The following is a 21,612-nucleotide window of genomic DNA, read 5'->3' on the forward strand; positions in this document are numbered from 1 at the left end:
GCAACGCTGATTTTTTGTCCAAATATTAATCGCTATTGGCAAGCACTCACCAGAACTACTCGTTATTGGGCGTGTAGTCATACTTCGGGCCGTCACTTTGTTCATCATAATCAACTGTGAGATCATAGCCCTTAAAGAACCATTCATCACGGTCGTTGACATAGTAATTGACACCATCCTTTTCAACCATGGCAATCGGTTGATGGGGTTCGTCATCACGCATGATCCCGATTGAGAAGCCACTGTGAACTGCTGTCTTGCCATAAGTTTTGCCGTAAAAGCGCACCCCATTACCAGTGGTTACACCCATGTCATCACGAAACCACTTACTGGCCAAATCTGTAATTGTTATTTTCATTACTAACACCTCATCATTGAAATCGTTTACAGTAATTGTGCCCTTTTTGCCCATAAAACGCAACATTGACAGTCGATGAGCAAGCCAATGACCAGTTGCGTTCCTGAAATGACCGCTAAGGGAGTCTTTATTTACAGCGTCATTGTTTTGTGGTGTACTTAAACTACTTAAGGAGGTGAAACCCATGCAAGTGAACATTGAAACGGATCCCGGCACCTCAATTCCAACCGTCACACTGCATGTTCCAGTCGACTACCCCGAAACGGCCGCCCTCACTGCTGCTCTCAAAAATCTTTCAATTGAGGCCGCTACGTTAACCGTTTCACAACGTGGTCAACTCGTACAGTTACCGCTTACTTCGATCCTATTCATCGAAGCAACTGGTCACCAGGTCGCCGCCCATACGCTGGATAATGTTTATCGTGTTCCCAAGTCGCTGACCGCTGTGGGCACAGGCTTACCTGCTTACTTTCTTCGCGTCTCCAAATCTGCCATTGTCAATACCAAACAAGTCTATTCCTTGACCAAGACATTGACCGGGAACTTGATTGCGTTTCACCACTCACCTAAACAACTGTACGCTTCAAGACGCTACTATCGCCAACTCAAAATAAGTCTTGAACAGAAAGGACTGTTATAAATGCATAAAAATTGGTTTTGGCCCGTCTTCTTAATTGCCAGCGCCGTCGTTCTTATCGTTAGTCAACTCAGTCTCTTCACGCTCCACGTCAGCATCTGGAGTCTCTTGTTAACATTGATTCTAGTTGCGGCTTTAATTAGTAGCCTTCGTTACTTGAATATGCCGGGCGTCGTCTTCGCTATCGCATTCTTAGCCATGATCTATGCGCAACCACTTGGAATCACTAAGCTCGTACCATGGACAATTTTAGGGGCTGCCGTATTACTCAGCATTGGTTTGGGTCTTTTGATTCACCCCCGTTATCAATATCATTATCGCTATCACAACCATGATCATGCTCATTACAATCATCATAACCACGATGACGTCCATGAATCAACGAGCACAATCAACGATGACCATGTTAATTTAGATCTCTCACTAGGCAACAGTATCCGCTACGTTCACAGCGAAAATTTTCGTTCTGCGGATCTGAACGTATCAATGGCTGGTGCCAAAATCTACTTCGATGACGCTGACATCAAAGAAGGCCGAGCAACCATCAATGTCGACGTTTCATTAGGTAGCCTTGAGTTATACCTCCCTCAAACTTGGCAGCTACAGGAAAATCTCAGCAACTCAATGGGCCACATCTCATCGACAGGTACACCGACCACTGCTGGCCCGGGTGTCATACTAACCGGCAGCGTCTCGCTTGGTGAATTACGAATTATCTATATCTAACCCTACTTTGCTGTCGGCCATATCCTGATCAATCTGTCATAAATCATGATTAAAACATGCCAGTTGGTTGGATTACTGTTCATCAGCACTTGCGCGTCCTATTCCGACCTCCGGTCTCAAGCCTGTGAGGGGTCACGGGTTGAAGCCGAGCATTGCCTAGCCATCGGATTAATGCGGTTTTGGCATTAGTCCGTTGGCGTAGCACGCACAGGCTTCAGTGGTACCGAGCACATTTCGGAAACCCGCTCGAATGGCTGATAAACGGCCACTTAACTTGGTGCAATTGGTCGTCGACTATTTTAATACTGGAACCTTAAGTACAATATCACTCTCAGTCTGACAGTTGATTGACAAAATTACCGTTTTTGAAAAGCAATGGCCAATTTATCAAAAGTTGGGTACCTCACCGTCTGCCATTCGAATACTATCCCGACTGGAAGGCGTTTCTGACAATGCCCAGTGGTGAAATTTCACTTAGCAAGCGTCCTTTGCTTGGTTAGTGAAAGGCCAGTATTTGAGACGTGGTGTTTCGGCTCAAATCTGTGCCCACCACGTTCCGGCAATTGGCAGAAATGCCTGGAGGTCGGCGTAGGACGAACCCACAACAAAAGTCTACGCGAGTTCGAGCTGTTTCCAGCGGGTCTAAGCTGGCTGTTTTCGAACCTACACAACTGGCATGTTTTAATCATAGTAAATGCTAAAAAAATGTAACACGTCCAATTTACTCACCCGTTTACCTGCTTTGTGCAGATAAGCGGTGTTTTGCTTGAATCCCGAACTCACACGCAAACGTGCTTGTTCAGTAACAGTTCGTTAAATAGTGGCTGGTAATCAGTAATCGCGCTTCTAAACCACCAAAAAAGACTGTTTCAAGGTATCCTCTACCTCAAAACAGTCTTAAGCATAAAATTACGCGTTTTCAACCTTCAAAATTTTAACCGTCATGGTACCGGCTGGAATGTTGATGGCAACTTCTTCATCAACGTGATGCCCAATCAAGCCCTTGGCGATCGGGGAATCATTAGAAATCTTGCCAACCATTGGATCAGCTTCGGCAGCACCAACAATGGTGTAGCTTTCTGGTTCTTCATCAGGTAATTCTTTGAACGTCACGATTTTACCAACGGAGACTTCCGTTTCGTCAATCTTGTCACTATCGATGATTTCAGCATATTGAAGCATGTGTTCAACCGTCTTAATCCGGTTTTCTAGCAAGCTTTGTTCATTCTTTGCTGATTCATACTCAGAGTTTTCTGATAAATCACCGTAGCTACGTGCGATCTTAATACGATTAATAATTTCTGGACGTTGATTAATTCGAAGGTCTTCAAGCTCTTTTTCCAGCTTGACCTTGCCTTCTTCTGTCATTGGATATGTCTTATCTTCAGCCAATGTGTTTCACTCCTCAAATACGCAATATAGTTATCAAAAACCAGCCTACCATTTCAGATTTTAAAAGTAAACTCTTAAATCTAAAATAGCGCTGGTTAAGACGTTATTTTTTATAAAATTGAACGAACTTTAGTTGTCAATAAATCAATGGCAACTTCATTTTCGCCACCTTCTGGCACAATTAGATCGGCATAACGTTTCGTTGGTTCCACAAACTGATGATACATTGGTTTGACCGTCGCCAAATATTGACCAATCACAGAGTCTAGTGTCCGGCCCCGCTCTTTGATATCACGCTGAATGCGCCGAATGATTCGAATATCATCGTCGGTATCGACGAACACCTTAATATCCATCAGGTCGCGTAAACGCTGATCATCTAGGATCAATACCCCTTCGACAATGATCACATCACGCGGTTCTTGATGAATGGTCTTGTCGCTACGCGTATACTGCTCGTAATCATAGACCGGCTTTTCAATTGGTTGATAGGCCAGCAACTGCTTGATTTGCTTAATCATCAAATCTGTATCGAAAGCCAGTGGGTGGTCGTAATTAACGGCATGGCGCTCAGCCATTGTCATTTCACTTTGATCATTGTAATAGGAATCCTGTTGTAAGATCAACAATGATTGACCAGATAATTGGTTGTAAATTGCATTGCTGACCGTAGTTTTACCACTACCGGAACCACCAGTTACCCCGATGACTACTGGTCGGCGATGTTTATTTTCAGTCATTTAAGTTACGCCTCATTCTTATTTTTCAGCGGCTTCGTTGTGCTTCGAAACCTTCTTGATGTTTGCCGCGTGACCCGCAGCATCCTTTGCATAATAGACATCACCAGTCTTCAAATCTGCTACGAAATACATGTAACCCTTGCTCCGTTGTGCAGGATCTAAGACTGCCTTGATCGATGTTAAACTAGGACTGTTGAACGGTCCGGGGCCGTAGCCTAAGTTCAACCGTAAGTTATACGGTGAATCAGTCTGCAAATCTTTATTCGTTAACGTTGACTTGTTAGAATTGATCGCATAGAACACTGAAATATCAGAATCCAAGCGCCACTTAGCATCTAACCGATTCAAGAAGACGCCAGCAATCAACCGCCGATCTTTCGTCGTACTGCCTTCACGTTCAACTAAGGACGCTAAGGTCATTACTTCTTGCACGGACATCTTCGACTTCTTAATTTGCGCGTAGTATGGTTCAAGCTCATCATTAGTCTTCGAAACCATCTGCGTTACTAATTGTTTCAAAGTTGTTTTCTTACCAACAACATAAGTTGCCGGGAACAAATAGCCTTCTAAACGATAGCGAACTTGCTTAGCACTCATCGCTGAATTCAACAATTGTGGATACTTCTTGGCCAATGATTTGATGAATGTTTGATCCTTCATTAAGGCTAGAAATTCTGCCGACGTGAAATCAGTTTGTTTTTGAACCGTCTTCGCAATCGTCTTAATCTGACTACCTTCAACGATTAGGACTTTACCACTAGAACTCTGAACCGGTTCCGATGAACCACCTTTATTCAAGGCCTTCGCGATTTGAGCAAGTGACATCGAAGGCTTCAACTGATAGTAGCCCGCGTGAAAGTTTGATAAGTTGTGTGCTTTCGTCCAGTATTCAAAGACAAAACCACTCTTGATCACCTTTTCGCGCTGTAAAATATCGGCAATTTTCTTACCATTAGCACCGTACGGGATATCAACTTGAACGACGCGATTGTCGCTACTGTCATATGGTTGCGTCGCATTATCAAAATATCGATAACCCAATACCCCCACAATAATTAAAAGTACGACTAAAATACCAACAACGCCACCAATAACGTGTTTCGAAAATGATTTCCGCTGTTTTTGTTCTGAACGATTAGGTTCATTTACCCCACGATCTTGTGAATCGTTTTGATCCTTCTGATCTTGGTTATCCTGGTTGTTATTCAAGACTCGCCCCTCCATTTATTGATTAATCTTATCAATTATACAAAACTGTTGCCCAGTTTGCACTAGTTCGCCATTAGTTTTATGGTTTTTTAGGATCTTGGACACACATTAAACGCCGAATGACTTCAAATCATTCGGCGTTTAACAAGACTATCAACAAACTAACGAATTTCAGCACCTAATTCATCCGTTAAGGCTGTCAGTACTTTTTCAAATGCTGTCGTAACATCATCATCGACTAACGTTGCGTTTTGGTCTTGATACGTTAACGTATAAGCTAGCGACTTTTTACCCGCTGGCACGTGACTCCCATTATAAACATCAAAGAGTTGAACGTGCCGTAAATGCGCGCCGCCCTTCTTGTTGATCAAGGCAACCACGGTTGCGTTGGTCACATCGTCATCAATCAACATCGCCACGTCCCGGGTGATACTTGGGAACTTGGAAATCGGTTGATACTGTTGACGCGCTTTTGGTAAGGCAATCAACGCCGTTAAATCCAGTTCAAAGACATAAGTTTCCCGAATCTTGTAGGCTTTGGCAGTCGTTGGATGAACTTCACCGACGAAACCGACTAACTGGTCACCAACGTAAATATCAGCTGTCCGACCAGGATGCATCTCTGGATGTTCGGCCGTGGCAACGTAACTAACGGCATCTTGCAACGCCAGACTCTTCAGATAACCAGCCACGATACCCTTAATCTGGAAGAAATCAACGGGTTGTTCGTCAACGCCCCAGCTCTTGGGAACCATGGAACCCGTAATAGCTCCGGCAATGTGTTCAATTTCCTTCGGCCGGACTTGTTCAGGTTGACTGTAAAAGACCCGTCCTTCTTCATACAATGCCACATTGTGTTCCTTACGAGCATTGTTATAAGCTAAATCATCCAGCAAACCAGAAACTAGACTCAAGCGTAGCGTGGTCCGTTCTGAACTCATTGGAAAGTCTAATTTAGTGACGTCACTAGCATGAAGCGCAAAGGCCTTCGCCTTAGTCTCCGTGGTCAATGAGTAACTGATGGCTTGCGTGAGGCCAGCACTTTCCATTAACTTACGTGAGTCACGAATCACCTGTTGGGTCTCATTAAGCTTACCGATTGTTGGTTGGCCCGTTGGTAGGGTCGCTGGTAAGTTATCATAACCGTATAGCCGGGCGATTTCTTCGATAAGGTCAGCCGGAATATGGATATCCCAACGCCGTGATGGCACCGTAACCGTGAACGTTTCATTAGCAACGACCGTTGGAAAGTCCAATCGTTTAAAAATATCACTGACCGTGTCCAATGACAACTCAGTTCCTAAGACTTGGTTGATCCGTGCTAAGTCAATGGTTACTGTCGTTGGTTGCACATCCTCGTCACGACCGATGACCATACCACTAGCAACTTGACCATCACCAAGTTCTGCAATCATGGCTGCGGCAGCGTCTAAGGCCGTTGCGGTCATGCCGTGGTCAATGCCCCGTTCGTAGCGCATTGAAGCTTCGCTGTGTAAGTCATGATTATGGGCAGTTTTACGAATCTTAACTGCATCAAAAACCGCACCTTCCAACGCAATGGTCGTAGTCTGATCAGTGACTTCGGTCGCTAGGCCACCCATCGTCCCAGCCAAACAAATTGGTTGATCGCCACTACAAATCAACAGATCACTCGTTAGTAATTCGCGATCTTCACCATCTAACGTCGTTAAATGCTCGCCAGCTTTCGCCAACCGGACGTTAATTTGACCGTCATTCAATTGATCAAAGTCAAAAGCATGTAGCGGTTGTCCATATTGCATCAAAATGTAGTTTGTTGCGTCAACGACGTTATTGATTGGCCGCATACCAGCATTCCAAATTCGAATTTGGAGCCATAACGGACTTGGCTTAATCGTAACGTTTTTAATTAGACGCATTTTGTACATTGGGACATCATGTTCGTCGGCAGCGACAGCCACATGTAGATCATCCGCAGCCACCGTCGTAGCATCTTCATACAAATCAACTTTCGGCATCGTTGGTTGTTGGTCGTAAATGGCAGCAAGTTCATGCGCCGTACCATTCATACTAAGCATGTCACCACGGTTAGGGGTAACGGACATGTCAATAATTTCATCATCCATCCCTAGGTATGAAAAGACCGGATCACCTGGCGTGGCATCGTCAGGCAGAATGAAAATACCATCCGCAACTTCTTTTGGAACTAACTTTTCATCAAAACCAAGTTCGTCTAAGGCGCACAGCATCCCATTTGATGGAACTCCCCGCATCTTACTCTTCTTGATCTTAGTGTGACCACCAATCCATGAATTCGGTAACGCCACGATCACCTTTTCGCCAGCCGCAACGTTAGGTGCCCCACAAACGATTTGCAAGGGTTCTGATTCGCCTACGTCCACTTGACAAACGTGGAGATGATCAGAATCTGGATGTGGCTCACACGTTAAGACGTGCCCCACTACAACTTTTTTCAATCCTTCACTGGGACGAATAACACCGTCAACTTCAACGGCCGTCCGTTCAATCTTTTCTGCTAATTCATCGGCCGGAATGTCCAGCTTCAAATAATCGCGTAACCATGTCGTAGAAATTCTCATGTGGACGCCTAACCTTTCTTATAGAACTGTGACAAGAACCGCACGTCATTCAAGTAGAAGTTGCGGATATCGTCAACACCGTATTTCAACATTGCAAAGCGGTCTGGTCCTAACCCAAAGGCAAAACCACCATATTCTTCTGGATCAATGCCAGACATTTCTAACACGTGGGGGTGAACCATGCCGGCACCCAGTACTTCGATCCAACCCGTTTGCTTACAGATTGCACAGCCCTTGCCATTGCAATTAAAGCAAGTTACATCAGCTTCTACGGATGGTTCCGTGAATGGAAAGAAGCTTGGCCGTAGCCGAACATCGAATTGATCGCCAAACAAAGTCTTGGCAACCAGAATTAAGGTGCCCTTCAAATCAGCCATCGTAATATGCTTGTCCACGACTAACCCTTCAATTTGATGAAATTGATGGGAATGGGTTGCATCATCCGTATCACGCCGATAAACGCGGCCAGGTGACAAGACCTTCAGCGGTCCTTTAGAAAAATCGTGATTTTCAAGTGACCGCGGCTGATCAGCAGACGTCTGCGTGCGTAGTAGCACGTCTTTGGTAATATAGAACGTGTCTTGCATGTCACGGGCGGGATGGTCCTTCGGTAAGTTCAACCGTTCAAAGTTGTAGTAATCTTCTTCAACTTCATCACCATCAACAATTTGATAGCCCATTCCCATAAATAGATCTTCCAATTCAGTAATAATCTGGGTAATCACGTGAGGCTGACCTTGTGGAACTTCCCGACCCGGTAACGTCACGTCCAGTTTTTCGGCAGCCAATTGCTCATTAACGGCTGCTTGTTCCAGTTCTTCACGGCGTTCATCAATCGCAGCCTGAATCCGGTCACGAACTTCGTTGGCATAAGCGCCCACCTTTGGCCGTTCTTCCGGGCTTAAGTCGCGCATTCCGCGCAATACTTCTGTAATCGGACCCTTTTTACCAAGCAAATCAACTTTGACTTGGTTAACCTTTTTCAAAACATCGGCGGATTTAATATCGGCCAAGCCTTGATCGCGTAATTCGGTTAATCGATCTTGTAAACTCATATGCTGCCTCCAATTTTTAGTTGCGTTGCGGACAAAAAAAGACCCCATCCCTGAAAAGGGACGAGGTCATCGCGGTACCACCCTTGTTTGCATAGTAGTCACTATGCACACTCACTACCCGTCATAACGGTCGGGATACCGGAAAATTATTTGTTTACACAAACGCCCAATTTCAGCTCAGAGAGTGAATTCGTCAATCTTGGTCGCCAGGGTGCTTTCAATCGGTGACACCCGTCCCTACGACGCCGTAACTAACTACTATTTCTCGTCAAGGCTTTTATCTACATTGTCAGTTTATGGCAAAGTGCCCTGCACGTCAACCCCGTATTAGGATTCGGCCGGGCTGAACCACTTATCAGACCAGTTATGGACCGTATCCATGACCTGTCGTAAATCTTGCCCCTTCGTAGTCAAGCGATACTCAATCAGGGCAGAGTCACAATGGGTTACCCGACTCACAATGCCGTTTTCTTCCAATTCCTTGAGACGAACGACCAGCACCCGATCACTGCACTTAGGAATCCGGCGTGCCAGATTCTTAAAGCGTTGGGGACCGTCTTCCAGTAAAACATCGATAATTAAACCGTTCCACTTTTTCCCTAGAATTGAGAACGTCTTTTCAAATTTTGGACACAGTTCGAAATCCACGTTGGATTCTGTTACCGTGTCAGCTAGCATTTCTGACATGCAATGACCCCCAATTATTGAATTAACCGGCGGAGACCTTGCCTCGGAACCGATCTAGTTGTTTGGCCACTTTCATACGTAATGGTCCAAAAAATTCATGTTCTGCTTCATAATCATCAACTAAAGAGACGAGCAAACTTTCACGATATTTAGGCACAGCTAAAGTTGCACCAAACATATGCTTCAAAATGATATCTTTTTCCATCGGCGTTAATTTCGTTAACTTTTCAGCGTTACGTAACGCTACCCGCGGATGAATAAATGCGTGCGAGCCGAGATCAAACTTGGTTTCACGCCAGTCATAATAAAACAAATCATGCAATAATCCACCACGCGCCACTGCCGTCGTATTTAGATGCCATTTCTTCGCTAAAACATAACTATCATATGAAACTGCAATCGAATGATCCAATCGATTTGAATGGTGGTGCTGTGTAAACTCAGCAAGCCGCTGAACGGCCGGCTGTGCTAATAAATCTTCGACGATCACCACGTATTCAGAATCTTGTTGCCACGCATTATTAGTTTTCATCTAAAGCTCCCTTTGCTAATATCTACGGCTATTCTACTAAAAAGCCAGTCATTTTGAAAGTATTTTACCTGGATTTTAGCATTTTCTTACTAATTGTAAGTTAGCGATATAAACCGAACATTAAAACGCCAGCAGCCACGGCTACATTTAACGATTCTGCTTGCCCCTTGATGGGAATGTATAAGTTTTGGTCTGTCCGTGCCAATAATTCCCGACTCATTCCATTACCTTCGTTTCCCATGATCAAGCCAAAACTAGCCGGCGCGTCAATATCTAAATACCGGGCTGCCTGTGGATTTAACTCTGAACCGTAGACTGGTGAACCCTGCGCCTGCAATTGGTCAACCAACTTGTCGAGATCAGTACTAATCAGTTGTAAATGAAACTGACTCCCCTGCATAGCTCGTTCAACTTTGGGTTGATGGATGTCCACCGTCCCGGTACCGAAAGCGACGCCGGCAAAACCCGCAGCATCCGCAGTCCGTACCATGGTTCCAATATTTCCGGGATCTTGAACATTATCGAGCAGTAACCAAGGCCGCGTTAAATCTAATTGTGATAGATCTTCAATTGCAGCAGGCAGGGTCGCCAGCGCAAACACCCCCTGCGGCGTCACCGTCGCACTGATATGTTTGGCGACTTCATCAGAGATTTCAATGACCGCTGGAAAATGAGTCAAGTCCGGTTCGGTCGCCAGTTGCTTGGCAGTAATGAGCAAGGTCTGAATCGCGACGTGTGCTTTAACTGCTTCGTTGACTAAATGCCAACCATCTAGCAAGTATTGTCCCTGTTGTTTGCGTCCCTTCTTTGTTTGGAGCTTTTTCCACGCCTTGACGTGCGCATTTTGTAATGAATTAATTTTTTCCATCGTCAACTTCCTTTAATTAATCGGTTGAAACATCAGCCGGTCTTGTCAATTCGGGGCACCCTGTATCATTCGAAAGTGTCCGTTTTATCCCAAGTATAGCATATCGCCCGTTGAACATTTCCATGCTATTATATAAGTAATACAGATTGTACTAATTATGCTAACACAATACAATCAAGATGCTAGTCACAGGTTAGACTAGCTGAACAAGTTAAGTAAGGAAGTGACACAATGCGTGCAGTAACATTAAAAGCAATCGGCCGGGTCCAGGGGGTGGGCTTCCGTTGGGCCACTAAAGTTGCCGCTGACAAATGCGGCGTGAACGGAATCGTTCGTAACCTGATGGACGGCTCAGTCTTTATTGAAGCCGAGGGTGAAGATCAACGAGTGCAAGTCTTTATCGACGTTGTTCGGCAGTCGCCAACCGATTTTGGCAAGGTCAAGCACCTCGAAGTGCATGAAGTTGAACCACAAAACTATCACGATTTTCGGATAACCAATTGAATTCCCCCGACATCTTTAGTATCATCATCATTATATGACTTTAACAAAGGGGATTATTAACTAGTGAAATCAAAAAAAGGCCTTACGCTCACCATCACCTTAGGAACGTTAGCACTGTTTCTAAGCGGTTGTGTGCAAACGACCAAAGCTGGTAAACCATACGGGTTTGTTTACGAGTACCTTGCAAAGCCAGGGCAAAACGTGATGGAATGGTTGTCACAACTATTCGGTAACAACTACGGTTGGGCAATCATCGGCTTGACGGTCATTGTGCGACTCGTTTTACTGCCAATGATGATTAATCAACAACGTAAATCAACCTACCAACAAGAAAAAATGTCCGCGGTTCGGCCACAGATGGAAAAAATCCAGGCACGGCAAAAAGCAGCGACGACTCAGGAAGAAAAAGCCGCAATCAGTAATGAGCTCATGCAACTTTACCGTGACAACGGTATTAGCATGACTGGTGGTATTGGCTGTTTACCACTACTGATTCAACTGCCAATTTTCTCCGCCTTGTACTACGCTATTCGCTATTCGCCTGAATTATCTAAGGCGACCTTTATGGGGATCTCCCTTGGGAAATCCAGTCTGATTCTAGCCATTTTAGCCTTTTTATCCTACTTGGCACAGGGTTACCTATCCATGATTGGTTTACCTGAAGAACAGAAGAAGACGATGCGTCTCATGCTCATTATGAGTCCGGTCATGATTTTATTTGTTTCCATGTCCGCTCCCGCAGGTTTAGGACTTTACTTCTTCGTTGGTGGTTTGTTTGCCTGCTTGCAAACACTGATCATCAACTTCTTCCGGCCACGTATTCGGCGTGAAGTTGAAGCAGAACTCAAAAAGCACCCCATCAAAACACCAACACCGACGCAACCAAAGCCGATTAATGCAACTGAATCCAAGCCTAGTCATCCTCGTCCGCAAAATAATGCGGGGCGTGGTCGGAATGCCGGTAAACAACAACGACACCGTAAATAACCACTGAAGCTTAATCAACACTAAAGCACCGTCATGAAAATTCTCATGGCGGTGCTTTTTACGTTGCACCTAACCGGCACGCAGCCGTCCCCTTAACTGATTTCGCAAACATTACCACGAGATGCCAATTAACGCTGCCAGGCCGATCAGATCAATTTCTTACTTAGCTGGTAGGAATAACCCACGGTCAAAATCACGACCAACACGATAATCGTAACAAAGACATTGAGAAATGAGTCCGTTGACATCTTTCCCATCGCTACTAACAGCGGTCCTGAGATTCCAAATAATCTGCCTGCTAGCACGTTAGTCCGATGCCAGTTTTCTTCTGACAAATAGGTCCACGGAATCCGGATTCCAACCAAGCGATTACGAGAAGTATATGCCATCGGTAATGCGACAATCGAGATGATTATCGCGATCAGCGCAAAGCCAATCGTGGAAATCCGGTTGAAATCAATAAGTAACAAATAAAATAAAACGGTCAAGTTAATATCAGCACCGAGATACGTTCCCTTGCGCCAGTTGGAATTCTGTTTACAGATCAAAATTAAACTAATCCCAATTAAAAATAACCCACCAACCACGGCCAACGGTGCATTACGAATTTGCCACATGGGCCCACCACTGGCCAGTTTAATCACTACTAAGATGACCAAATTGATTAAATTTACCATGATAAGCAATTTAACCCCAAGCGTCTGTTGCCATTTTTCTGGAATCATGAGTAAGCCCCCATTCTAAACTGCTAGCCAGATAAGGTTGCAGCGCCATAATTATTCCAATACCGAGTCCTACGTTATGCGTGACTAAAACACGCAATCGCTGAAAGCAAGGATGACCAGCAAATTACTCACCCGTATGTTGCAATCAATAATTGCTCAACTAGTTAAGCGCAATTATAGCTGAATTGAATCATAAGGGGTAGAACTTGCCCACTTTCAAGTTTGTCCGCCAACATTCCAAACTAAATCAAACGTATTTCGTCAAAATTAATCTACTTTGGGCAGACGACACTTCGAGACCTGAAATTTTATGTAAATATGCGATAATGGAAATTAACAATTCAAACTCAAGGAGGAACTCCCATGAAGTTACTACATACAGCGGATTGGCACATCGGCCGGACGCTTAACGGTTATTCTTTGTTAGATGAACAGGAAGCAGCGTTCAAGCAAATTCTAACGATTGCATTGGCTGAAAAAGTTGATGGTATCGTGATTGCTGGGGACATCTACGACCGGGCCGTTCCGAGTACCGATGCGGTCACTTCACTCGACCACATGCTGCAGGCTATTAATATCGAGCATCACCTACCAATCTATGCCATTGCTGGCAACCATGATGGCGCCAAACGTCTCAACTACGGTCGTGAATGGCTAGCCTATAATAATTTTCATATCAATACGTTACTAGCCGAGGCCTTCACGCCCATCGAGACCCCAACGGCACAAATCTTTATGTTACCGTTTTTTGACCCCATTGACGCGCGGGTCTACTATCAGCAACAAGGTTTGCCCGAAAAACAAGTCAAGGCGATTCACACCATTCACGATGCGATGCAACGCGTGGTTAGTGACCTCGTTACCACCTTTGATCCTGAAAAACGGCACTTGTTGATTACTCATTTTACCGTTACACCCAAAGCAGATGACGACTTGGAATTAACAAGTGAAACAACTTCCAAAGTGGGCGGTTTGGCGACGCTGACCACCGATTTATTCGCAGACTTCGACTACGTGATGCTGGGCCATATTCACACTCGGTTAGCCTCACCCGACAAAGATCGAATTCGTTATGCCGGTAGCCCCGTCAAATTTAACGTCAAGGAAGCCAACCCTAAGTTCCATGGCAAAGGTGTTGAAATTGTGACAATCACACCCACTGCGATCACCCATGAATTCAAGCCAATTCAGCCGCAAACTGACTTGGTTACGTTGCGTGCGCCTTGGGAAACGTTACTTGATCCCAACTTTTATCAGCAACAGCCGTTAAAGCAGGCTTGGTTTGCGATCACCGTCCAGGAATTCGACCGTAGTAAGCATCTGAACGTCCGGGCGCAACTCGAACAAATCTACGGCACAATTGTCGAACTGGACTACGAATCGAACCACCAAGCCACCGCCATTAGTGGCCCAAAAAACATGAACGAACTGAGTCCTGATGCCATTGTTGGGCAATTTTTCCACGCGATTACTGGTAACCAGCTCTCAACGACACAACAACAACTCGTTGACCAGATTTTCGTCAACTTAAGAAAAGAGGATTAGCCGTGAAACCCGTTTATTTAGCCATGAACTATTTTGGCCCCCACGAACATTCAATTATTGATTTTAGCAAGCTAGAAAGTACCCCGATTTTTCTGATTAGTGGTGATACTGGGGCCGGTAAATCAACTATTTTCGATGCCATGACTTTTGCCCTCTTTGGCAGTACGACGAATGATGGGACGGATGGTCGGGCAGCCAAAGAGATGCGCAGTCAGTTCGCCCCCGCTGACCAACCGACAAGCGTCACCTTCTACTTTGAGCAAGGCAATCAACTCTATAAGATTGCGCGCTCCCCTGAACAATACTTAGCTAAGAAAAAAGGATCTGGACTGACGAAAAAGAATAGTACGGCCAAATTAGCTGTCGTTGATCACGTTGGTGGCGTGGAGATTGAGAGCATTGCAACCAAGCCGGCCGACGTTGGTCCCGAGATCACGACCATCTTGAATTTGACTGCTGATCAATTTAAAAAAATCATTCTACTCCCCCAAAATGACTTCTCGGAATTCTTAAAGTCAAAAACGACTGACAAGGAAAAAATTCTTAAAAAGATTTTTGGAACGCAACTTTATTCAGACTTTACTGCGGAACTTAAAGCGGAGTATCAAACCGCCAGCAAGACTGGTGATCAGTTTGTCGCCGATTTGCGGGTCGCACTAGCCTCAGCAACTTGGAATGATGAGGAACAGGCTCAACTTCAAGCAGTTCCGGACAACCAAAAAATTCCACTACTACGAGCATTTGTTACGACGCGTCAAAGTGCTTTTGACCAAGCACAGCAAACGACTAGTAAAATCAATCGGTCTGTTAAAGCGGCCGAAACGACCTACCAGCAAGCACGCGATCGCCAACAACAATTTGACCGGCTCACACAGGCGCAAGCTGATTATCAAACTAAAGTTGAAGAACAAACACCGGCAATTACCATAGCCAAGCAACAGTTGCACGCGTTAACTTGGGCCCAGCCCCTACAAGCCACCATGCAAGCCCTCACTCAACAAACACGTGACCAAAAGCAATTGACACTTGACCAGCAAGCAGCTATGGATAACGTGCAACAAGCGCAGGACGACTATCGCCAAGTGCAAGCTGCAGTTCAACAATTACATGACCAAAGTGAAGCTAACCATCAGCACCAGCAGCGCTTGGAACAATTGGCCACGTTGATTCCACAAGCGCAACGCGTTGAAAGTCTCATCGCACAGCTCGCAAAGCTCAAGCCGAGTGTCGCTGATCTGAAGGCGACTTTTGAACAGCACCAAACCGTAATAAAGACATTAACAGCCAAAATCACCACCCAACAAGCGAACTTGCCATCTATTGATGACTTACACGCCACTAAAGATTTGCTGATTAAACAACGAGAACAGTTCGTCGACACCCTGACACCACTTGATAATCAATGGCGAGGTGCGCAACAAGAACAGCAGCGCGTCACCAAGCAACTGACTGATTTACGGGCGCAGCTTGCCAGCGATGAACAGAATCAGCACAATGCGCAAGTCCAATTTGAACAACAACGTGGTCAACGCCAAAGCTTAATGATTGCCCAATTACAACAAGAACTCGTTGACGGCCAGCCCTGCGTGGTCTGTGGATCAACCGATCATTCACAGATGCCGGTCACAACCATCGTTGCAAATGAAGCTGACTTACGACAATCCATGCAAGCCGTTGACGACGCTCAAAACGCGCTGGCGGCAGCCAACAAGCAAGTGGAAGCAACTCAACAACGTGTCGAACAGGCTGAAAAAGAAGTTGACCAGGCTACGCAGCAAGTAACCACCGCCCAAACGCAACTAACTTCAACTTACCAACAGTTGATTGAAACCAACGGACTAGCACTAAAGTCACCCTACGATTTGACCGCAGTCAGGGCTTTTTTCGCTGAGCAACTCGCCACAATTACGAAGAAGCTTGAGGCAGCCCAACGAGTGGTTCAAGCTATTGAGAAATATACTGCTGAACTGGAAGCACAACAAAAACAGGCCCAACAAACGGAGTTACAGTTAGGCGAACAACGGGCCTTATTGCGCAATAAAACAGCCGATTTGACGGTAGCTCAGGCAGCCATTGGTACGGACTTACAAGTCACAAGCGCTGACCTGCTGGCCGAAAAAGCGCATCTCAATCAGATCGTCGCGACCTACCAACAACGCCTAGAGGCCGCCCAAGCCACCGTTCAAACCAGTCAACTTACTTTATCAAAACATCAAACTAAGCTCGATGATTTAAACGACCGGTTGAAGACAACACAGGCCACGCGCACGCAGCTTGAGCAAACAATCGCACAGGCCTTAGCTGCTCCAGAAGCACCGACTCATGACCAAACTGTACTTGAAAATTGGTTAGAAGAACTCGCCAATGGTCGACTGACCGCCCTGCAAGTCCAAATTGCCACCTATCGGCAAGACAAGGAGCGTCTGACAACCGAAATCAAGCAACTGCAAACCGCCTTAACGAACGTTGAACGACCTAATATTACGGGTATCCAAGCTCAGCTGGCCGACCTGCAAGCTCATAAGGATCGAGCACTGCAATCCCAAACCGTGGCGGAACAAGCCTTAACCGACGCGCAAAGTTGTCTCGAAAAAGTCCAACAAATCATGCACCAGCAAGGCACATTTGCAAAGCGGTTCGCCGAAATTACAAGCCTGTATAATATCATGACTGGTAAAGATGGCAACGATCACAAGCTCAAGTTAGAGACCTACGTTGTCCAAAACTACTTGCAACGCGTCTTAAACTACGCCAATGATCACTTTATCAACCTGCTTTCCAATAACCGCTACACATTTGAACTAGCTGCCGAAGCGAGTGATAACCGCAGTGACCACGGCCTCGATATCAATGTTTACGATAATGAAACCGGCAACTCGCGTTCATCCAACACGTTGTCCGGTGGTGAAACCTTCATTGCTGCTCTGTCGATTGCACTCTCGCTCAGTGAGGTCGTTCAATCTTCGGCTAATGGCGTCCAAATCGACGCACTGTTTGTCGACGAAGGCTTCGGCTCCCTGGATGATGAAACTTTGGAAAAAGCGATGCAGGCACTCGAAACAATTGGTGAAAACCGAATGGTCGGTGTTATCAGTCACATTGAATCAATGAAACGAACGATTGGCCAACAAGTTCTCATCAAAAAGATGGGGGATGGCCGCAGTACCGTGCGGTTGATCAGTAAATAGCCGCCGAAAACAACCGCAGTACATGACTAACAAGGTCTAAAAAACAGCGACACAAAAAATGGCGGCCGTCATTCAGCAATTATGCTGGATGACGGCCGCCGTTTCTGTGAACCATCCCAATTAATCAGACCGGATTAAAAGAAAATACCCAGGATCAGTCCAAGTAATTGCATGCCTTGAAACATCATCAAATTTTGTGGTGCCGTATTAAAGGTGGTTTCTTTCACCTGCACCGCGTTAAAGGCCCAAATATTCTTCAAAATTTTTGGTAAAACGAGCAACACTGCCAGCTGATAAATCGGTAGTATTTGTAAAACAACACTCATCAGCACTGGCAAATAACCTAACAGCGCCAGCGTATCGTAGACCCGTAGTGACCAACGATGACCAATATAGTACGGAACCGTATAACGTTCATTGCGAATATCCTGTTGTAAATCTGAAATATTATCAGCTAACATGATATTCGCAACCAAGAAAATCCCTGGTAGCCCCACCAAAATCATGACCAATATGTTCTCTAAATTCCCCACAATCGCAAACTGCGGCCAAGCAAACTTAAAGCCCGCCAGTACGGGGGTCGCGACGTTCATATAAACACTCAGAAAGAAAACGCCAAATCCTTCGACACATCCCGACAGTAATTCACCCAACGGGAAGCGCGAAAACGGTACCGGGCCATAGGTATAGAAGATAGCCACACCAATCGCTGCAGCGCCCATGAACAGTAACAATAGGTTTGTTCTGACGACTAGCACTAATCCTAAAATAATTGCAGTTGCTAACATCGCTAGCATCAAATTCAATGATCGTCGTGGTGATAGGTGCTCACGGCCAACAATGTTATAAGTATCCCGATAATGTAAATCCTTAGCCAAGTAGTAATCCTGCACGTTATTAAACCCCGTCACAAACAATGCAATCGCTACTTGTGCAACTAAGTAAATTAACGAATTGATCCAATTAAACGCATGAAAATAATAGATTGAAAATAAAATACCAATAAAATACGGCACCACACTAGCTGCCTTGGCATTTAGCCGAATGAATTCCAAAAAAATTTTGAACGTCATTGGCCGATAAGTTGGTTCGTTCGTCAACAACTTCGCCCCCTGATTAAATTAACTACTCTTCCACTATACCAAAAAAGGTTACTTGTGAAAATGGTTTCATGATGAACATATCAACAAATATCGGTCAGCTTAAATATATTTCGAGTCGGATCAATCTAAATCAGGATTAACCCCAGCCTGCTGGTGTACAACCTATTCGTCGTTTAATCATCATCTTACTGCGCCCTATCGAACTGTCAGTCGATGCTCAATATTGATTCAAGCCTCACTCAAAATCACGATATGATCCCCATAGGCCGCGGCTTTAAATTTCATTACAGCGCAATTATCTAAACTGAAAACGCACATTCAAGTTAAATTAACTTGAATGTGCGTTTTCAATTCATCAATGATTCGATTACCTAGTGGTCGTGCTCATGATCATCCAAGGGCGCTTCATCACGAGTAGCTGGTCGGATTCCGGCTGGCAGTTCCGACTTGGCAATCTTTTCAACATCATTCGTTTCAGCCTCGGCCTTAGCTAAGAGCTTCGCGTCCCGTAGAATCGGTAACTGGAACCGAAAGATCGAGCCTTGGCCCACCACAGATTCAACACTAATATGACCATGGTAACCTTCAACTAACCGTTGCGCAATGGATAATCCTAACCCGTTACCACCCTTATCACGGCTACGCGCCTTATCAACCCGATAAAAACGGTTGAAAACCCGATCGAGATTGTCCTTAGAAATACCCTCGCCAAAGTCTTGGACGGCGACTTCAATGTAGCGATAATCCGTGGATAATGATAAATGGATTTCTTTACGTCGTGTCGAGTACTTGACCGCATTATCCAATAAAATAATCAGAATTTGCTCGAGGTGATTACGGTAAATCTGAGCATACACCGGCTTTTTAACATCATCATCAAACGTAAAATGAAAGTCGGGATGAATCATCGTAAAATCGTTAAATGCTTGCGTCACTAACTTCTGAACGTCCGACGTCTCATGGCTAAAATTGATTTCCAATTGTTCAGCACGCGATAAGTCCAACATTTCTTGAACTAAGCTCTGCATTCGCTTGGTTTCTGACAAACTAGCCGCCAATGATTCCGACAACACTTGCGGATCATCCTTGCCCCATCGATTCAGCAACTCCATATGGCCCTGGATAATTGCCACCGGGGTCCGTAATTCATGGGAAACGTCTTCAACAAATTGCTGCTGTTGATTAATATAGCGTTGCATCTGATCAAGCATATCATTGAATACGACTGCTAAATCCGACAATTCATCATTGCGTTTAAGATCGGGCACTCGCGAGTCAGTTTGCGGATCATCATTGACCGCATTGATCGTCTGTTTGATTTTACGCATTGGCCGTAATAGAAACGCAGCTAAGAAATAGCCCAGTAGCGTGGCACCAAAAATAGTGATCATTGTCATCACAATAAAGATCCAGATCAAATTCTGAGTCGTTGAATGGTATTCCGCCAAATTATCGGTGACCTGGGTGTAACCGATCAAACGGTGATTGCTAGCCGCATAAATGGGCGCCCGCCCAACTAATTCAGCATCACTTCCTCGGCCAATCACCACCACTTGACGCGTCTTATTCTTAGAGAACTCATGTGCATCCTTGCGGGATAGATAGAGTGTGTTCCCGTGTGGATCATAAACCGTCACAGCTAAATTTGTACGGGATAAGGCTGTTAAATCGGAATCTGAAAAGATTTTACTTTGCAGTACACCATGCTTACGTTCGCTCATGGTAGTTGCCGGTTCAACGCTCGCCTCAGGTTGCAATTTAGCGGCCACCGACTTAATGGTCAGTCCCTTCGACTCCGTTCGTAACGATTGTTGCACCGTTGTAACAGCACTAGCCACGTTCCGTTGTTCTTGGTGCAATAAGAGGTTCGTGAAACTCTTATAGACCAATAATGAAAAACAAATAAAAATGAGCGCGGACCCAATTGCGGTCCCGAGCGCCCATTTCCATTTTAATGACCAACGGCGCCGTGGTTTAGGCGTCACTTGATTCGTATCAGCGTCAGTCATTAAGAACGAATCACGTATCCAGTCCCACGAACAGTTTGGATGTAACTCTTTTCTCCTGGTCGGTCAATCTTGTTCCGTAAGTAACGAATATAAACGTCGACGACATTCGTTTCAACTTCTGATTCGTAACCCCATACTTTGTTTAGTAAGACATCACGAGCGAGGACAACGTTAATATTTTCCATTAAAGTTAATAACAGTTCATATTCACGCTTCGTCAAGTTGATGACTTCGTCGCCACGTTTAACGACTAAGTTTTCCTTTTCAATCGTCAAGTCTTTATAAGTGACGGTCGTTTGTTTAGTGCTTTGTTGTTCACTTTCCAAATCGATTCGCCGCAATAGTGCTCGTAAGCGGGCAAGTAATTCTTCGATAGCAAATGGCTTAACAATGTAATCATCTGCCCCATGATCCAGGCCGGAAACTCGATCAATCACGGAGTCACGGGCCGTCATCATAATGATCGGCGTGTTCTTGACTTCACGAACCCGCCGGCAGACTTCCAAACCGTTCAGTTCTGGTAACATCAGGTCTAATAGGATGGCATCAAAATCTTCAGCTAACGCTGCGTCTAACCCTTTACGGCCGTTATATTCGACTTGAATATCATAGCCTTCGTGTTTTAATTCTAATTCAACGAAGCGTGCGAGGTTTTTTTCATCCTCAATAATTAATATTCGACTCATTTACTTTTAGTCACTCCTAATATTCAACTTATCTAAAAACCGTACGAATCAGTGATTTATCACCACTAACCTGCATTAAGCT

Annotated in this window: 19 protein-coding genes and 1 other annotated feature; of the genes, 6 read left to right on the forward strand and 13 right to left on the reverse strand. The window is 45.0% G+C overall.

What is annotated here, in order from left to right; genetic code table 11:
- Positions 1-55: 55 nt before the first annotated feature.
- Positions 56-358: a HesB/YadR/YfhF family protein gene (locus ACWQAU_RS05105; protein WP_027821401.1), complete on the reverse strand. Its 303-nt coding sequence runs from the start codon at positions 356-358 to the stop codon at positions 56-58.
- A gap of 184 nt (positions 359-542) precedes the next feature.
- Here ACWQAU_RS05105 and ACWQAU_RS05110 point away from each other — a divergent pair, with 184 nt between their 5' ends.
- Together ACWQAU_RS05110 and ACWQAU_RS05115 are read left to right on the forward strand one after the other, a co-directional pair.
- On the forward strand, positions 543-998 hold the full coding sequence (locus ACWQAU_RS05110; RefSeq protein WP_015380261.1) for a LytTR family DNA-binding domain-containing protein: 456 nt from the start codon (positions 543-545) through the stop codon (positions 996-998).
- Positions 999-1,721, forward strand: a complete 723-nt coding sequence (locus ACWQAU_RS05115) for a LiaF transmembrane domain-containing protein (RefSeq protein ID WP_027821400.1) — start codon at positions 999-1,001, stop codon at positions 1,719-1,721.
- Positions 1,722-2,630: 909 nt separating this feature from the next.
- Here ACWQAU_RS05115 and greA read toward each other — a convergent pair.
- From greA to ACWQAU_RS05155, 8 genes are all read right to left on the reverse strand, one after another.
- Positions 2,631-3,113 (reverse strand): transcription elongation factor GreA, encoded by a 483-nt coding sequence (greA, locus tag ACWQAU_RS05120; RefSeq protein WP_003640314.1) that lies wholly within the window; start codon positions 3,111-3,113, stop codon positions 2,631-2,633.
- Positions 3,114-3,223: 110 nt separating this feature from the next.
- A complete protein-coding gene (udk, locus tag ACWQAU_RS05125; RefSeq protein WP_003640313.1) occupies positions 3,224-3,853 on the reverse strand; it encodes a uridine kinase in 630 nt (209 codons plus the stop codon).
- An 18-nt stretch (positions 3,854-3,871) separates the two neighbouring features.
- A complete protein-coding gene (gene mltG, locus ACWQAU_RS05130) occupies positions 3,872-5,077 on the reverse strand; it encodes an endolytic transglycosylase MltG (protein WP_003640312.1) in 1,206 nt (401 codons plus the stop codon).
- A 146-nt stretch (positions 5,078-5,223) separates the two neighbouring features.
- Positions 5,224-7,641: a phenylalanine--tRNA ligase subunit beta gene (gene pheT / locus ACWQAU_RS05135; RefSeq protein WP_079111786.1), complete on the reverse strand. Its 2,418-nt coding sequence runs from the start codon at positions 7,639-7,641 to the stop codon at positions 5,224-5,226.
- An 8-nt stretch (positions 7,642-7,649) separates the two neighbouring features.
- Complete coding sequence (locus ACWQAU_RS05140; RefSeq protein ID WP_003644299.1) at positions 7,650-8,696, reverse strand: phenylalanine--tRNA ligase subunit alpha; 1,047 nt, start codon at positions 8,694-8,696, stop codon at positions 7,650-7,652.
- 53 nt (positions 8,697-8,749) lie between these two features.
- Positions 8,750-8,977 (reverse strand) — a binding site (T-box leader).
- 46 nt (positions 8,978-9,023) lie between these two features.
- On the reverse strand, positions 9,024-9,383 hold the full coding sequence (locus ACWQAU_RS05145) for a winged helix-turn-helix transcriptional regulator (RefSeq protein ID WP_003638562.1): 360 nt from the start codon (positions 9,381-9,383) through the stop codon (positions 9,024-9,026).
- Positions 9,384-9,405: 22 nt separating this feature from the next.
- Positions 9,406-9,915 (reverse strand): HD domain-containing protein, encoded by a 510-nt coding sequence (locus ACWQAU_RS05150; RefSeq protein ID WP_027822049.1) that lies wholly within the window; start codon positions 9,913-9,915, stop codon positions 9,406-9,408.
- A 100-nt stretch (positions 9,916-10,015) separates the two neighbouring features.
- Positions 10,016-10,783, reverse strand: coding sequence for a TrmH family RNA methyltransferase (locus tag ACWQAU_RS05155; protein ID WP_003640308.1), 768 nt, complete (start codon positions 10,781-10,783; stop codon positions 10,016-10,018).
- Positions 10,784-11,014: 231 nt separating this feature from the next.
- Between ACWQAU_RS05155 and ACWQAU_RS05160 the strand changes: the two genes are divergently transcribed.
- Together ACWQAU_RS05160 and yidC are read left to right on the forward strand one after the other, a co-directional pair.
- Entirely contained in the window at positions 11,015-11,287 is a 273-nt protein-coding gene (locus ACWQAU_RS05160; protein ID WP_003640307.1) for an acylphosphatase, read from the forward strand.
- Between the two features lie 63 nt (positions 11,288-11,350).
- Positions 11,351-12,274 carry a membrane protein insertase YidC gene (gene yidC, locus ACWQAU_RS05165; protein ID WP_003640306.1) on the forward strand — a complete coding sequence of 308 codons (924 nt, stop codon included), beginning with the start codon at positions 11,351-11,353 and terminating at the stop codon, positions 12,272-12,274.
- A gap of 146 nt (positions 12,275-12,420) precedes the next feature.
- On the opposite strand, the gene ACWQAU_RS05170 is transcribed toward yidC, so the two are convergent.
- Positions 12,421-12,999 (reverse strand): SdpI family protein, encoded by a 579-nt coding sequence (locus ACWQAU_RS05170; protein WP_015380257.1) that lies wholly within the window; start codon positions 12,997-12,999, stop codon positions 12,421-12,423.
- Between the two features lie 363 nt (positions 13,000-13,362).
- On the opposite strand from ACWQAU_RS05170, the gene ACWQAU_RS05175 reads away from it, so the two are divergent.
- Entirely contained in the window at positions 13,363-14,544 is a 1,182-nt protein-coding gene (locus ACWQAU_RS05175) for an exonuclease SbcCD subunit D (RefSeq protein ID WP_003640304.1), read from the forward strand.
- A 2-nt stretch (positions 14,545-14,546) separates the two neighbouring features.
- Positions 14,547-17,732: an AAA family ATPase gene (locus ACWQAU_RS05180; protein ID WP_079111785.1), complete on the forward strand. Its 3,186-nt coding sequence runs from the start codon at positions 14,547-14,549 to the stop codon at positions 17,730-17,732.
- Between the two features lie 134 nt (positions 17,733-17,866).
- On the opposite strand, the gene ACWQAU_RS05185 is transcribed toward ACWQAU_RS05180, so the two are convergent.
- The 3 genes from ACWQAU_RS05185 to ACWQAU_RS05195 all read right to left on the reverse strand — a co-directional run bounded on the left by ACWQAU_RS05185 (position 17,867) and on the right by ACWQAU_RS05195 (position 21,530).
- The gene (locus ACWQAU_RS05185) at positions 17,867-18,835 is read right to left on the reverse strand and encodes a UbiA family prenyltransferase (RefSeq protein ID WP_027822051.1); all 969 of its coding nucleotides are present in this window, start codon (positions 18,833-18,835) and stop codon (positions 17,867-17,869) included.
- Positions 18,836-19,206: 371 nt separating this feature from the next.
- Complete coding sequence (locus tag ACWQAU_RS05190; RefSeq protein WP_027822052.1) at positions 19,207-20,844, reverse strand: HAMP domain-containing sensor histidine kinase; 1,638 nt, start codon at positions 20,842-20,844, stop codon at positions 19,207-19,209.
- Complete coding sequence (locus ACWQAU_RS05195) at positions 20,844-21,530, reverse strand: response regulator transcription factor (RefSeq protein ID WP_003638551.1); 687 nt, start codon at positions 21,528-21,530, stop codon at positions 20,844-20,846. Before ACWQAU_RS05195 ends, ACWQAU_RS05190 begins: the two co-directional genes overlap by 1 nt.
- Positions 21,531-21,612: the final 82 nt, after the last annotated feature.

Source organism: Lactiplantibacillus sp. 3062, assembly GCF_055413545.1.